At 55.3% G+C, this 14,671-nt stretch carries 10 protein-coding genes; all 10 read right to left on the bottom strand.

The features are described 5' to 3' along the window. Nucleotides 1-70: 70 nt before the first annotated feature. The gene (gene mreB, locus D3P09_RS25765) at nt 71-1,060 is read right to left on the bottom strand and encodes a rod shape-determining protein MreB (RefSeq protein ID WP_120114311.1); all 990 of its coding nucleotides are present in this window, start codon (nt 1,058-1,060) and stop codon (nt 71-73) included. Nucleotides 1,061-1,210: 150 nt separating this feature from the next. Further along, on the bottom strand, nt 1,211-1,498 hold the full coding sequence (gene spoIIID, locus D3P09_RS25760) for a sporulation transcriptional regulator SpoIIID (RefSeq protein WP_119802150.1): 288 nt from the start codon (nt 1,496-1,498) through the stop codon (nt 1,211-1,213). A 177-nt stretch (nt 1,499-1,675) separates the two neighbouring features. Then, nucleotides 1,676-2,419 carry a M23 family metallopeptidase gene (locus D3P09_RS25755; protein WP_120114310.1) on the bottom strand — a complete coding sequence of 248 codons (744 nt, stop codon included), beginning with the start codon at nt 2,417-2,419 and terminating at the stop codon, nt 1,676-1,678. A 64-nt stretch (nt 2,420-2,483) separates the two neighbouring features. Beyond that, a complete protein-coding gene (spoIID, locus tag D3P09_RS25750; RefSeq protein ID WP_243644504.1) occupies nt 2,484-3,701 on the bottom strand; it encodes a stage II sporulation protein D in 1,218 nt (405 codons plus the stop codon). Between the two features lie 292 nt (nt 3,702-3,993). Further along, nucleotides 3,994-5,358, bottom strand: coding sequence for a UDP-N-acetylglucosamine 1-carboxyvinyltransferase (gene murA / locus D3P09_RS25745; RefSeq protein ID WP_120114309.1), 1,365 nt, complete (start codon nt 5,356-5,358; stop codon nt 3,994-3,996). Nucleotides 5,359-5,630: 272 nt separating this feature from the next. Next, the gene (locus D3P09_RS25740; RefSeq protein WP_120114308.1) at nt 5,631-5,894 is read right to left on the bottom strand and encodes a DUF1146 domain-containing protein; all 264 of its coding nucleotides are present in this window, start codon (nt 5,892-5,894) and stop codon (nt 5,631-5,633) included. A 31-nt stretch (nt 5,895-5,925) separates the two neighbouring features. Further along, a complete protein-coding gene (locus D3P09_RS25735; protein ID WP_120114307.1) occupies nt 5,926-9,120 on the bottom strand; it encodes a S8 family serine peptidase in 3,195 nt (1,064 codons plus the stop codon). 322 nt (nt 9,121-9,442) lie between these two features. Then, complete coding sequence (locus tag D3P09_RS25730; RefSeq protein WP_120114306.1) at nt 9,443-11,179, bottom strand: NADH-quinone oxidoreductase subunit N; 1,737 nt, start codon at nt 11,177-11,179, stop codon at nt 9,443-9,445. A gap of 3 nt (nt 11,180-11,182) precedes the next feature. Continuing rightward, nucleotides 11,183-12,802 (bottom strand): complex I subunit 4 family protein, encoded by a 1,620-nt coding sequence (locus D3P09_RS25725; protein ID WP_120114305.1) that lies wholly within the window; start codon nt 12,800-12,802, stop codon nt 11,183-11,185. Further along, nucleotides 12,799-14,670: an NADH-quinone oxidoreductase subunit L gene (gene nuoL / locus D3P09_RS25720; protein WP_120114304.1), complete on the bottom strand. Its 1,872-nt coding sequence runs from the start codon at nt 14,668-14,670 to the stop codon at nt 12,799-12,801. The genes D3P09_RS25725 and nuoL overlap by 4 nt, the downstream gene beginning before the upstream one ends. Nucleotide 14,671 lies beyond the last annotated feature (1 nt).

Genomic DNA, 14,671 nt, shown 5'->3' with positions numbered 1-14,671 from the left:
ACTCATTTCCGCCTCGGCCCGCCCCCCTATGGCGGCCTACCTGCGAAAGCTTGTCCTTTGAAATAGGGACTTATTTTCTAAGCTTGTCCAGGTTGTCGAGCAGGATGCCCGTCCCTTTCACGACACAATGCATCGGGTCTTCAGCGATAAGCACCGGCACCTTCAGCTCGTCCGCCAGCAGTGCATCCAGCCCGTCCAGCAGCGCTCCGCCGCCTGTCAGAATGACGCCTCTGTCGATGATATCCGCCGACAGCTCCGGCGGTGTCTGCTCCAGAACGAATTTGGCTGCGGCCACGATGGACATGACCGGATCCCATAGCGCTTCCCGGATTTCATTCGAACGAATCGTTACCGTCAGAGGAAGACCGGATACCATATCGCGGCCTCTTATGTCCATCTCTTCCTGGCGCCCGTTATCGTATACCGTACCGATCTTGATTTTAATATCCTCGCTTGTCCGCTCACCGATCAATAGCTTGTACTTGTTCTTAATATACTTCATGATAGCGTCGTCGAACTTGTCCCCCGCGACTTTGATCGAAGATGCCGTTACAATGTCGCCCATGGACAAAACGGCCACGTCTGTCGTGCCGCCGCCGATGTCTACGACCATATTGCCGCTAGGCTGGAAGATGTCCATGCCTGCTCCGATCGCAGCAGCCTTCGGCTCTTCTTCCAAATAGACTTCCTTCGCGCCGCTGCGCTCGGCAGCCTCGCGAATCGCCTTCTGCTCCACGGATGTAATATTCGTTGGGGCGCAGATGAGGATACGTGGACGGCTGAACCACTTGCGGCCGTCCACGCGGTCAATAAACGCTTTCAACATAATTTCCGTAATCTCGAAATCGGCGATTACGCCGTCCCTCAGCGGCCGGATAGCCACAATATTGCCGGGTGTACGCCCGACCATGCGATGCGCGTCCTCGCCGACAGCGAGCACCTTCTTGCTGTCGCTCTCAATGGCAACAACAGATGGCTCGTCAAGCACGACGCCTTTCCCTTTCACATGAATAGACACATTGGCTGTCCCAAGATCAATTCCGATATCCTTGCTCAGCATAAGGCTTAAGTCCCCCAACGAATAATAATGATCATAACGTTCCATTACTGTTTTCCCAAAACAGGAAAAACCCCTAACGAACATTATTCGCCAAAAAGGACAAAAATCCTCTACGCTTTGTAAAAAAATCAGGAATTCATCCCCGAGGCGTCAAGCCTTCCCGGCAGCCAATACCTCCCGTTTCTTCGCGCTTGTTTTCTTGTACTTAATTTTAGTCGCTTCGCCTCCTCTGAGGTGTCTGATCGACTTGTGGTATTCGAGAATGTGCTTCACCTGGTCTGCCAGGTCGGGGTTAATCTCCGGCAACCGTTCGGTCAAATCCTTATGCACCGTGCTTTTGGACACGCCGAACTCTTTGGCGATCGTTCGCACCGTATGCTTCGTCTCCACGATGCAACGGCCTATTTTAATGGTTCGCTCTTTGATGTAATCGTGCACGTTCCCGCCTCCCTACTCGAGATAGTTTGGTACATTATATGAGTGGAGCGGGTAGATATTCTTTATGTCCAAGCGTGACAAGCCCCGAAAGGCAATAATTTTTGAAAAAAACAAAACAGGCGGGGGAATTGTCCCCCGCCTGTCGCAGCTTTCGGCTTTTTTGCCTGCCGCACCGAATTATTCGGAAATGTATTCGGTCGGATTAACCGTCTTGCCGTTCAGCCTGGTCTCGAAGTGCAGATGGATGCCGAGATCGCGTTCCAGGTCGCTGCGGCCCGCTTGAGCGATGACCGCGCCTTGGGTTACCTCGTCGCCTTCCTCCACTTGAACATCCGTCAAGCTTTGATACACCGTTACGAGGCCGTTGCCATGGCTGATCTCGATAATATTGCCATTCAGCGGATGCGGCTCCACACGCGTTACCTTGCCGTCCAGCGCTGCCAGCACGTCGAACGGCTGGCCGTTCGGATCGGCGAAGTCGATGCCCGTATGCGGCGAGTACGTGGTTCCGACCTGGATAAGCGCCGCTTCCTTGTCGGTCTCGCTAGCTTTCTCATCATAAAACTTCGTCTCCACTTGCAGGCCTTGCTTGCTCGCCACCGGCCACTTCATATCCTCGGCGATAGCTACGACGTCAACGTCATCCTCAGGCGTAACCTGACCTTCGCCTTGCTCCCCTTGTGCGACCTCAGTAGAGTTGTCCGGGCCCGTTGTCGGTTTCGCCGGATCAGATCCCTGATAGATCCACATTAAGGTTACGATAATTGCCGCCGCAGCCATGAAGATTGCTGGAGAAACCCAACGCTTTGCGAATAGTTTCTTCAGTCCGCTGCTAGATTTCGCGGCAGACGCTCCTCCCAGTGAGTTTTTGGGAGTTTCCTCTGGTCTTTGCTTTTGTTTGTCGTGGTTTTGATCATTCATTGATATCACCTCACTAGCCATTGTTGCCACATCTGCTAGGTTTATACGTGAGGCATATCAAATTTTAAGAGGTTGTCCGAATTGGAAGCTTCGAAGCTTGTTCCACTTTCGTGCCGGTATAATAATGCATCAGAATTTCGGTCGCCAGCTTGCCTTCCTGCGCCATGCCGTTGGCTCCCCATTGGCTCATGCCGACGCCGTGGCCGAGCCCGTAAGTGACGAACACAATCTCGTCTTCTTTGATCTTCCAGCTGAAGTGGGAGGATGCAAGGCCAAGCTTCTCTCTTACTTCCCTTCCGCTAAAAGATTGGCCATTGACGACGACCTCTTTGATCCGGTTGCCTTCGGTACGCTGTGTCACCTTAATAGAGAGCTTGGAACCCGCCGCCTTTCCCGTAAGTCCAAGGGCGCGGAGCAATTCCTTCTTGGAGAAGGAGGTCTCCGCTTCATAACGGGGAGAGATCGCCTCGTCCCATGGGCTCGCCACGCTGCGCAGGTATGGGAGCGACTGTGTCCAGTATTCCTCCGAGTTCTCTGTGAATCCGTTGCTGGTAGAGAAAAACGCCGCCTCGATCGGCTCGCCCTTATAGGTTAGAATAAACCCGCGCGTCTCATCTATTGCCCGCTTGAGCTTCGCCAGATTGGCGCTTTTCTCTTGCCCCTTCCAGCGCTTGTTCAGCTCGTCCTTTGATAGATACGCCTGATGCTGCACCGTATCCAGCACATCGGCCCTTTCGCTAGCTGTCTCCCCCGAGGATAAACGCTTTACAATATAAGTGCGGGCCGCAATCGCTTGCGCCTTCAGCGCTTCCAGCTCGAAGTCAACCGGCATCTCTGCTGCGAGCACGCCCGTCACATAAGTCTCAAGCGGAACGCTCTCTACCTTCTTCCGATTCGTCAGGTAGACTCGTACACGCTGATGGTCGAGTACCCCTTTGGCCGGAACCGCCAGCTCTGCCGAATCCGTCTTCGTTTCACCTGCCGGTACTGGCTGGGCAGCCGGAGCTGATGGAAGAGGCGCCTCCTCTACCTGTTGTACGGCAGGCCGAGGCTTTTCGTTATGGCTTGTACGCGCAACGGGCTCCACCGATTCGGGAATCCCCCCCGGCAGCCGGATCTCGGCTGACATGCCTCTCTCAATTGCCGCGGAGCTGGAAGCCATGATCATTCCTCTCATTCCGAATATCGTAAATCCGAGCAGCACACCAATGCCAAATACAATCCACCAATCCTTGCTTCTACGCAAACTTAATCCGATTCTAGCAAGCTTTCCTGCTGCCATGCTTAGCCTGCCGACCTCCCTCCATCCCTGCGCGTGGAGCCTTGTAGCTCCTTGCCCGCGCTTCTATACGGACGTCTCTTGTCCACGTCCTGATAGTACAGTCTATGAAGATGTCTAGTAGGATAGAAGCAAAATGAGGCTTCTCTAATCTCCTTTTTGGCAGGCCTATTAAATGAATGCCGCTTACGGGACCAAGAACTATGCAGTTCTCCGCAGCAAAAAAACGGAAGATTCCCTCCGCCTTCCGGCGATAAGGAAATCTCCCGTTTGTGTTGATTTTCTATTCGGTCTGTTAAGCCCAAGTCGGCTGAACCTTCAGTACAGCAACTTCCTTCTCTCGCTTGTAAGCTGCGGAATCGGCTGATTTGCTGATCGCTTGTGCAGCGGCTACACTCTCCGACGCTTCCTCGCGAGAGATGTTGGCGCCAAGCGACGCCAGCTTGCCTGTAATATCCACATACCCGCGATCGATATGATGCAAGCCAGTTACTTCCGTCTCTCCGTCTGCACGAAGCGCGGCACAGATCAGAGCCGCGCCGGCGCGAAGATCAGTGGCGCACACTTTCGCTCCCGAAAGCGGCACTCCGCCGGTTACAATCGCTGAGCGTCCATCAACCTTGATGCTCGCGTTCATCTTCTGGAATTGCTCCACATGCATAAAGCGATTCTCGAATACTGTCTCCGTCACAACGCTCGTACCTTCCGATACAAGAAGCAGCGCCATCATCTGGGACTGCATGTCTGTCGGGAAGCCCGGATGCGGCAGCGTCTTGACGTCTACCGCTTTCAAGGATTGGCTGGAGCGCACGCGGATGCCGCTGTCGCTCTCGGTAATCTCCACACCCATCTCCTGAAGCTTGGAGATGACCGGTGTCAGATGATCGGCGATCGCTCCTTCAATGAAGACATCTCCGCCTGTAATCGCGGAAGCAATCATATACGTGCCCGCTTCTACACGGTCAGGAATGACATTGTGCTTCGCGCCCTTCATGCGCTCGACGCCTTCAATACGGATCATGCCGGTGCCTGCGCCGCGGACCTTGCCGCCCATCGCATTGATGTAATTGGCCAGATCCACAATCTCCGGCTCCTTCGCCGCATTTTCGATCGTTGTCGTGCCGTTGGCCAGCGCAGCAGCCATCATAATGTTCTCCGTAGCGCCTACGCTTGCCACGTCGAGATAAATTTTGGCGCCTTTCAGCCTTGTCGGCGCAGTCGCCTCAATAAAGCCTTGGCCGAGTGTAATCTCTGCGCCCATCGCTTCGAAGCCTTTCAAGTGCTGGTCAATCGGTCTGGTGCCGATGGCGCAGCCGCCTGGAAGCGAGATTCTTACCCTTCCGATACGGGCCAGCAATGGACCCATAACCAGGAAAGAAGCTCTCATCTTGCGAATGAGCTCGTAAGGCGCTTCGAAGGACGAAATTAGAGGTGCGGATACCCGCATGGTTTCATTATTATAAGAAATTTGCGCTCCTAGTGAAGCGAGCACGTCTTGAATCGTCATAACGTCGTCGAGGAGGGGAACGTCACAGATGACGCTGTCTCCTTCCGTCGCTAGTAATGAGGCAGCAAGAATGGGGAGCACTGCATTTTTGGCGCCGCTTACGCGGACCGTGCCCGTTAGACGCTGGCCTCCGCGGACGATAATTTTAGTCATCTTTGTGTTCCCTCCGCGAATAGCAATTTCAATAATTAGACAGTTTTCGATCGCATTACTAACCTTCATCTTAACATTATGCCGCAATAATCGACAAGGGTTAAATTCTTTCCAGTTTTTTCTTTCATGCCTAATTGGCGGAAACTTGCAGCGTATTTGAACTTTAAGGAAAAATTCATCCTTGCAATGGGTCAGAAACATCCCTTTTAGACGACGAATTTCTACAAAATACGCAGCATGGTATTACCCATTGTTAACATGTTTCGCTGTTGTTATTCGACAAAGGTTTTCAGCATGACAGTGTAATTCCAATATTGCAATATAAATTGAGCGAACATATGCCCCAGTACAACGGTGAACACGATTTTCAGCACCTGCGCTTTTCGGCTGTTGGGAAAATGAAAAAACGTCTCCCACTTCACTTCCCGAATCAGCATCCATACAAGCAGGATGCTGAGCAGCTCTACCACAATCGAAAACAGTCCCGTTAACCCGTTTATCCGGAGTAAATCGCCCATTACATCGTTGTTTCCCATAGCTCCTCCTCAGGCAGCAGCTAATGCTGTCCTAGTCCTTGTAATAACGGTACAGCAATACGGTGAATTCGGCTCTGCTCGCATTGCCTTCAGGCTTGAAGCGGTTCGGCTCGACGCCCTTCAGCTTGCCCTCCAGCTTCATGGCATGAAGCATGGCGGAGTACCATTCGTATTGCGACACGTCCTGGAACGGACGGGAGGTCGGTATTCGTGCGGCTATACCCTCAGCATGCCCGATCATCACAGCCATCTCCGCCCGCGTGACCGGCCTGTCGGGCTTGAAGGTTCCATCCGGGAACCCGTTCACCCAACCCTGTTGAACTGCCCTGCGTATGGCATCGTTAGCCCAATGGCTGCTGCTTACATCCGAGAATGATTTGGTCACGACAGTGCCGGTCAGCGGCTTATAAGCCTTGACAATCATCGCTACCGCTTCCGCTCTCGTAATATTGCGCTCGGGCTGGAATCGGTAGTTGCCCGTACCGTTCACAATGCCGCTGCCCGCCATCGCAGTAATTTCATCTCTTGCCCAGTGTCCTTTAATGTCCCGGAACCCGGAGATCAGCTCCTCCGACTGGTAGGAGAGACGGTAATACTGGTTCGTGAATGCCTTGCTGGATGTCAGCTTCACATAATACACGCCAGTCTGGAGCACCTGCTCCTGCGTCTGCAGCTTTCCAGCGGAGCCCGTAGTGCCAAGGGCTACACGGGTCATTCGCTTGTCATACAGCTCCAGCTTCAGCGAAGCATCCGCCGGTACGTCTCCGACATTCATTCGGACAATGCCGGAGCTGGGCATGCGGAACTGGAACCAGTCAATGTCTGATGTACTGTGAATGACACCCTTGTATTCCGTTCCCGGATTCATGAGAAGCCCCTCGTAGCTTTTGTCATTGGGCTCATTGGGATCGGTAAGCTCCGGTTTGTAATCAAGTCTCAGCTTATAAGTGCCTACTGTAGGACTTGCTTCCAGCGATATTGCATTGTGCACCCTGATATAATACGTTCCGGGCGTTACCGACATGACTGGCGTCCATTCATTCATGCCTTCCCCATTCTCGTCATACAAGGTAAGCGATCCGCCTTCCCGCTGGATAGAGAGGCCAAGGTCCATTCGGGCGGTGCTTCCCTCCAGCGTAAGCTGGAGCTTGCCGTCTTCTTTGAACGTAACGGCGAACCAGTCGCGGTCAGCCGTCTGGTGGAAGGAGCCTGTAATCGTCTGCGACTTCGCCTGCAGCTTGAACGCATTCGCCAAGCGGTCATTCGGCTCATACGGATCCGGGCTCATCGTGAAGGAGGACATCAGGGAATAAGCAAGCGCCCTACGTTCCTCCGGACTTCCGTATTGCACCTGTATGTACTGCTTGCCTTTCTTCACATCGAAGTCCATCGTTTTGGTGGACAGCTTCGTATCGGTGCTAGATAACTGCTTGCCGCCTGCATAATGCGTAAATCGTACAACCGGCACAGCCTGCCCCGATTCAGGCATTCCTTTGTAGTAAATCGTAAGCTTTCCGTCATAGGGCACGTCAATGACATACCAGTCTTGATCTTTAGCCGACTCAAGCTCCGCGATCATTTGGCTCATCAAGGGGAATGTCGCAGCTGCTCCGATACTGTTGTTGGGTTCATGCCCATCCTTGGATAAGACCGCCGTAACGGCCTTATCCAGCTGCAAGATGCCGTATCCGGAGGTGGAATCCGCTCCTTTGGGACCGATATCCTTTGCCGTCTGCCGTAGCAGCTCTCTTACTTGATAAGGCTTGAAATCAGGGTTTTGAGCCATTACGAGCGCCGCTGCGGCGGCGGCTTGCGGAGCCGCCATCGATGAACCCTCTTCCTTCTTATAGGTGCCGTTCACCCCAGTGGTATATACGTTCCACGGCGCAAGAAGATCCAACTCCGAACCGGGATTGGACCGCGGATCCGGCTGGCCGTCAGCTTTCACCCCGCCCACTGCAAGCACAGTAGGGTATGCAGCCGGATATTTGACATGCGCCTTGCTTCCCAATGTCACGCCGTCATTGCCTGCCGCTGCTACCAGAAGCACACCGTTATTTTCTGCATAATTCACGATGTCCTGCATATAGGGAGAATACCGGTGGAGGCCAACAGACAGCACCACCACCTTCGCACCGTTGCGGACCGCATACAGAATGCCCTCGCCGAGATCCTGCTCCGTTCCGTCGCCCCATTCATCCAGCGCTTTGATCGGCATAATCTTGGCATTCCAGAGGATGCCCGCTACTCCGATTCCGTTATTTCCTTTCGCCGCAATGACGCCTGCTACACTTGTTCCGTGACCGTTGTCGTCATCAGGCTGCTTCTTCGAATCGACGAGGTTGACGCCGGGCACCAAGTTGTCCTTCAGATCGGGATGATCCAGGTCTACACCCGTATCAACTAACGCAATTGTAATTCCGGTATGCTCTCTTACCGTCTCCCAAGCCTTCTGGGCACCGATTTGCGCCAAATGGCTTTGCTTCGACAGCTCCGGATCATTCGCCTTGACTGGCGCAGCTTTGGCAGAAGCCTGCGGCTCGTTGGCCGCCGGAGATTCTGTCGTAAGCGAAGAAGAGGTCTTCGCGCCGGCATCCTTGGATACGGCCGCATACTCTTCCTCTTCCGCCGGAGTCTTCGCAGCTTGCTCAACTTGCTGGTCCTGGTCTTCCTGGTTCTCATCCTCTTCTGAATCGGATGAGTCCCCGGAATTGGAGAGCATCTGCACCTTATGGTTCGGGTGCACATACTCGACCCCCGGCGCGCTGCTTACGCGGCGCAGCCAATCATCCAGCTCCCCGCCCGCATCCTTGGCGGGACGCACGACATCCACCGCCGCCTCGCTCTGGCGGCGGATAATCTCCACCCCGCTCAGCTCATGCGCGAGCTCGGGGCTCGACCACTTGAGCAGCCAGCTCTGCGGCTGCTCTGCCAGCGCTGCCGCGCCGGACGCCTGCGCGTAGCCGGCCGGCGGGCCCCCTCCGGGAGCAGAGGCGCCTGGGGCGGATAAGCCCCAGAGCGCGATGCTCCCGAGCAGCAGCGCGAGGAACGCGCGGCGCAGCCCTCTGCGCGTCAGAAGCGCAAGACAGTCAGCGCCTCTTCCGCGGACGAGGCGCTTCGCTTTGGGCCAGGCGCGCGCTGCAGCCGCGCCATTCATATGAGATGCAGGATTGGCGTTCTGCTGATCCTGCTTCTTTTTTGCATCGTTTTGGTAGTCTATGTTCATTATATTCTGCCTTTGAAACGTATTTCATTAATATTTCGTTGAACGAATACGTTTTCCCTTCTTATTGGTCATAAAAAAGGGCATAGAGAACGGACGATACCCGCATAAAGCTCTCCCTTGCCCGCAGGTGATCTGCAAGCATACCGAAGGGCTCAGCGCTATGGATAGATATACCATTCGCAAGAAGTCTCCCATATAAGTCCGTCGCCCTATATTCCTTACCCGGCTGGCCGCCGGATGAAACAAAAAAAGCTCCGGCGCCTCGCTGCCGCCCGGCAGGTAACCGGGCAGCGCAGAGCCAGAGCTTGCAGATCATGAGGAATTAATGCGATGGCAGAGGGAAACTGAATACTTGCTGGATAAGCTCCATAAGCGGCCCGGGCATAATCCCCAGTCCAAGCGTGAGCAGCGCGCATACGCCGATAACTATGCCGGTCGGCCACGGGATCCGTATGACGCCGTCCGCCAGTCCAGAGACAGGAGCGGAAGGGGACGCTCCCGCTTCCGGCTCAGCTGCTTCTGTGCTCGCTTGCTCAGCTGCCGCGGCTGTCTCGATCTGCCCGGCCTCGGCCTCCTTCAGCGCCAGCGGCGAAGGAGAGCCGGGTGTGCGGGAAGGATATCCTTCCTCCGCATCGAAGTCGAGCGAGTCTGCACCTGGGGATAGCCCGTTGCTGCTTCGCATGAACATCTGCCGGATCAGTCCGAAGTAGAAGTAGTACGATATGACGCTGCTAAGCACCATGATGACAACAATCCAGTAAGCCTGCGCTCTCTCGGCGCCAAGGAGAATGAACAGCTTTCCGAAGAAACCGGCGGATACGGGCAGACCGGCGAGCGAGAGGACAAACAAAATCATCGCGATCGCCGTCCATGGCGAGCGGTAGTACATGCCGGCATACCCCTTCATCTCATCATGCCCGGCCGCCCGGCTGACTGCCGTATGGACCGCAAACGCGCCTATTGTCATCAGCAAGTAAGCGATGAGATAGAACAGAAACTCGGATATATTGTTCAGATGCCCGACCGTAAAGGCGATACCGATCGGCACAAGGAAATATCCTGCGTTAGCAACCCCCGACAAAGCCAGCAGACGCTTCACGTTCAGCTGGCGCAGCGCCGCCAGCGTGCCGTACAGCATGGATGCAGCCGCAACAAGCAGCACGATGAAAAACAATTCATCGCTTACGCCGCTGACCGCAGTTCGATCGGAATTCGCGAACAAGGCTGTGGCGAACATAAGCCGGAAGACGACCGCCAGCGCAGCCCCTTTCGACACTACAGCTAAGAAAGCGGCGATCGGCGTCGGCGAGCCCTGGTATACATCCAGCGACCAAGCGTGGAACGGAGCTGCCGCGATTTTGATGGCGAAGCCGACGATCATCATCAGAAAGCCCGCGTAGACAAGAGCCTCATACTGCTCCAGCGCGCCGGGCAGCGCCGCATTGATGCCGGCAAGCTGCACCGAGCCTGTCACCCCGTAAAGGTAGGACATGCCGAACAGGATGAAGGCGGAGGATATCCCTCCTGTGACCACGTACTTGAAGGCAGCCTCGGCCGATAAGGAAGACTTTCTTCTTAGCCCGACCAGGACATAGCTTGTGATGCTGAGCAGCTCCAGACCGATATAGAGCGTCACGAGATTCTGAGATGAAGCCATTGTCATGGCTCCTATGACTGCAGGCAGCAGCAGATAGAAGTATTCCCCCTTGTCTGCTATGACCCCATCCTGCTGCACTGTACCCAGCCCCAGCAGCACGATAAGCGCCGTCGCCGCGAGGAACACCAGCTTAAGCAAGCTCGCAAAATCATCAATGCGATAGCTGTCGCCCAGCAGTGAGATAACCTCGCCGTGCGACTCGATCATCCGGAGCAGCACCAGGACAAAAGCTCCAAGCAGCCCTGTCAGCGTCAGTCCGCCGATCCAGCTCGGGCTGGCCTTCCGCGGCAGCAGCAGCTCCAGCACCACAAGCAGTACAAACCAAGCGCCAAGCGCGAGCTCAGGAGCCATTACCAGCAAATCCGACCATGTTAACGGTTGAAACAACGTTTGCTCCGGCATCGCCTACCCCCCTGCCCTTGTTGCAAGTAATAGATCCATATAACCGCCTACGCTTAGCTGCATCGTGTCGGTCAGCACAGATGGATAACAGCCCAGCAATACGATGCATGCAAGCAGCACAACCATCGGCAGCGCCTCGATGAACCGGGCATCTCTGATGGCGGACAACTCTTCCCGCTGCTGGCCGAACGTAATCTTTAGAACGCTCCGCAGCACGTAGACAGCCGTCAATATAATTCCAATTACCGCAATGGCAGTCACCCACCGCATGGATTCGAACAATCCCAGCAAGGACAGGAACTCTCCGACAAATCCGGATAGCCCTGGCAGGCCCAGAGAGGCGAGGCCCGCCGCCAGCAGCACGCCGCTAATGAAAGGCATAGAGCGGGCAAGACCGCCAAGCTGCGGCAGCTCTGTCGTTCCAGTCCGCTCATACAAGCTGCCCACGATCAGGAAGAGCAGCGCAGAGATCAAGCCGTGCGAGATAAGCTGGAACAAGGCGCCCTGCATGCCGATTTCGTTGAAAGCGGCCAGACCGATCAGCACAATTCCCATATGGCTGATAGAGGAATACGCGAGCACCAGCTTGAACTCCTGCTGCCGGAAAGCCAATATGGCTCCGTACAGCAAGTTGATAACGCCAAGTATAGCCAGCACGCTTGCCCATTCTCTCGCTTGGTCCGGGAAGAGGAACAGGCCGAACCTCATCAAGCCGTAAGCGCCCAGCTTCAGCAGAATGCCGGAATGGATCATGACCACGGCAGGCGGGGCTTCTTGATGCACCTTGAGCATCCACGAATGGAAGGGGAATACCGGAAGCTTGATGCCGAAGGCGACCAAAAGCAGAATAAAAATCGCCCATTGCTTGGTCTCGCCAAGCGCGAAGGGATTGCCCCCCGCCGACTCAGCAGGCAGATTCACATAAGCGCCCGGGTCGGATAAATTCCGCAATATATCGGCATAGCTTCCGCTATAGATATATTGCGGATTCATAGCCGTCTCCACGATATGAAAGCCCGCCGTATTAACCAGCATAATAAAAGCAATCAGCATGATAGCTGAGCCAATGCCGTTGTAGATTAAGAAGCGGTCCGCTGCCCGCTCCCGGTTGTAATAACCCCAGACGCCAATCAGGAAGTACATCGCAACCAGCGTAATCTCGAAGAAGATGAAGAACAGAAAGACATCGCGCGCGATAAACGCGCCAATCATGCCGAATTCCAATAAAAGAAACCAGCTGAAGAAGGACTTCCAGCGCTTCTTCACATGGACCGCCGCCAGCGCAGCCGTAGAAGTCACAATCGCCGTGAGCAGCAGTAGCGGAAGCGACAAGCCGTCAAGGCCGACCTCATATTGGAAAGAGAAGAACCAGTCCCCGCCCACATTCATCTTCAGGGGAGCCTGCACCCAGTTGTATGTCTCGCTATAGGATGCAGCGCCTTGCTGCCTGTCGTAATCAGCGTATAGCCACAGCGTCAGTGCAAGGGGAACCATGGTAGCCGCCACCGCCGCTATCTTCAGCCAGCTTGCCCGCTGCCTCGGCAGGAGCTGAATGACAGCCAGGCCCAGCAGCGGAGACAGCAATATGATCGAGAGAATCGGAATTTGCCCCAGACCGCTCATGACAGCATCCTCCTTCCGATAACCACAACCGCAATCGCGACAACACCCAGCACTGCAGCGACGCCATAGGTCTGCACCTGCCCGTTCTGCAGCCGCAGTCCGAGCTTGCCGGCTGCGCCCGCTGCCGAGCCGGCCAGCTTCACGGCTCCGCCGATGACATATGTATCGAATGCAGCCAGACAAGCGCCCAGTCCGCGCAGCGACTTCACGAACACCATCTCATAGAGTTCATCGATATAAAATTTCCGCTCCGCCAGCTTAACCATCCGCGGCAGCCGGCTTGCCAGCGGCTGACTTCCGGCAATGCCCTTCCCGTATAGCAGCCATCCCGCCAGCATCCCAAGCAGACCAGCAGCTATAGATAATCCTATAACCGCTACACTTCCATGCGGCTCTATCACCTCGTCCGTGAGCCATCCGCTTAACCATCCGTTCCATGGCAGCTCGACGAATCCGGCGATGGCCGCGAGCACAGCCAGCGCGATAAGCGGGATCGTCATGACCAGCGGCGACTCCTTGGCCTCTCCGGCTTTCGATCCCGATTTGCCCAAGAATACCAGCACAAACAATCGGGTCATGTAGAGCGCGGTAAGGAAAGCCGTCGCCAGCCCTACACCGAATAATAACGGGTTATGCTCCAGCGCCGCAGTCAGAATGGCATCCTTCGACCAAAATCCGGAGAGCGGCGGGATCCCCGCAAGGGCGAGACCTCCGATTGCGAACGTCCATGCGGTCACTCGCATGCGCGAGCCGATGCCTCCCATCTCTCGGATATCTTGCGTATGTACAGCATGAATGACGCTGCCAGCCGCAAGGAACAGCAGCGCTTTGAAGAAGGCATGCGTGAACAGGTGGAAGATCGCTCCCGTCATGGTTCCCAGACCAAGCGCAACCATCATATAGCCCAGCTGACTGATCGTGGAGTAGGCCAATATGCGCTTCAAGTCGTTCTGGGCAAGCGCAATTACAGCCGCGAAGATGGCGGTGAACGCGCCCACATACGCCACCGTCTCCATGGCCGCCGGCGCGGCCTCGAAGATGCTGAACGTTCGGGCAACCAGGAACACGCCTGCCGCTACCATTGTCGCGGCGTGAATCAGCGCGCTGATCGGCGTCGGCCCCTCCATCGCATCAGGCAGCCAGACATGGAGCGGGAATTGGCCGGATTTGCCCACCGCCCCTAGGAAGATAAGCAATGCGATTACAGTCGTAATTCCATCCGTAAAGCTGCCGCCATGCCCGCCGAATATGCTTTGAATACTCGTAAAGTCGAGCGCATGGCCCGGCATATTCCAGAACAACAGCAGAATAGCGATAAGCAGGCCGGCATCCCCGATTCTCGTCACGATGAACGCCTTCTTGGCCGCTGCCCGCGCAGCAGGGCGCGCATACCAGAATCCGACGAGCAGGAAGGAGCACACGCCTACCAGCTCCCAGAACAGATAGAACGACAGCAAATTATCCGACAGCACAAGCCCCAGCATGGAGAATGTGAAGAGCGATACGTACCCGTAGAAGACCGTTATTCGTTCATCAGAGGCCATGTAGCCTGCCGAATAGATGTTGACCAGCAAACCGACCAATGTCACGACGACTAGCATCAGCGCTGTCAAATTCGTGATCTCAAATCCGATGCGAAGCGTATATTCGCCTATCGAGATCCAGCTGAAATTATAGCTGTAATCGATCGCATGCGGCTTCAGCCGCTCGGACAAGACAAGCAGGGACAGGACAAAGGCGCCCAACGCGCCGATGGAGCCTATCCATGCGCCAGCTCTCCGGAATCCCCTGCCCAGCGTCATCAGCACAAGAAAAGCAGCAAGGGGCAAGAGCGGGATAATCCATGCGATTTTCGCAAAAAAGTCCATG

Source organism: Paenibacillus pinisoli (assembly GCF_003605435.1).
GTDB classification, from domain to species: domain Bacteria; phylum Bacillota; class Bacilli; order Paenibacillales; family Paenibacillaceae; genus Pristimantibacillus; species Pristimantibacillus pinisoli.
This window is presented reverse-complemented; position numbering and strand designations above follow the sequence as displayed.

Excerpts from the sequence above, each read along its gene's own strand:
- D3P09_RS25755 (WP_120114310.1), bottom strand. The coding sequence starts at position 2,419 with ATGAATGATCAAAACCACGACAAACAAAAGCAAAGACCAGAGGAAACT.
- D3P09_RS25725 (WP_120114305.1), bottom strand. The coding sequence starts at position 12,802 with ATGAGCGGTCTGGGGCAAATTCCGATTCTCTCGATCATATTGCTGTCT.
- murA (WP_120114309.1), bottom strand. The coding sequence starts at position 5,358 with ATGACTAAAATTATCGTCCGCGGAGGCCAGCGTCTAACGGGCACGGTC.
- spoIID (WP_243644504.1), bottom strand. The coding sequence starts at position 3,701 with ATGGCAGCAGGAAAGCTTGCTAGAATCGGATTAAGTTTGCGTAGAAGC.
- D3P09_RS25735 (WP_120114307.1), bottom strand. The coding sequence starts at position 9,120 with ATGAACATAGACTACCAAAACGATGCAAAAAAGAAGCAGGATCAGCAG.
- D3P09_RS25730 (WP_120114306.1), bottom strand. The coding sequence starts at position 11,179 with ATGCCGGAGCAAACGTTGTTTCAACCGTTAACATGGTCGGATTTGCTG.
- D3P09_RS25740 (WP_120114308.1), bottom strand. The coding sequence starts at position 5,894 with ATGGGAAACAACGATGTAATGGGCGATTTACTCCGGATAAACGGGTTA.
- mreB (WP_120114311.1), bottom strand. The coding sequence starts at position 1,060 with ATGCTGAGCAAGGATATCGGAATTGATCTTGGGACAGCCAATGTGTCT.
- nuoL (WP_120114304.1), bottom strand. The coding sequence starts at position 14,670 with ATGGACTTTTTTGCGAAAATCGCATGGATTATCCCGCTCTTGCCCCTT.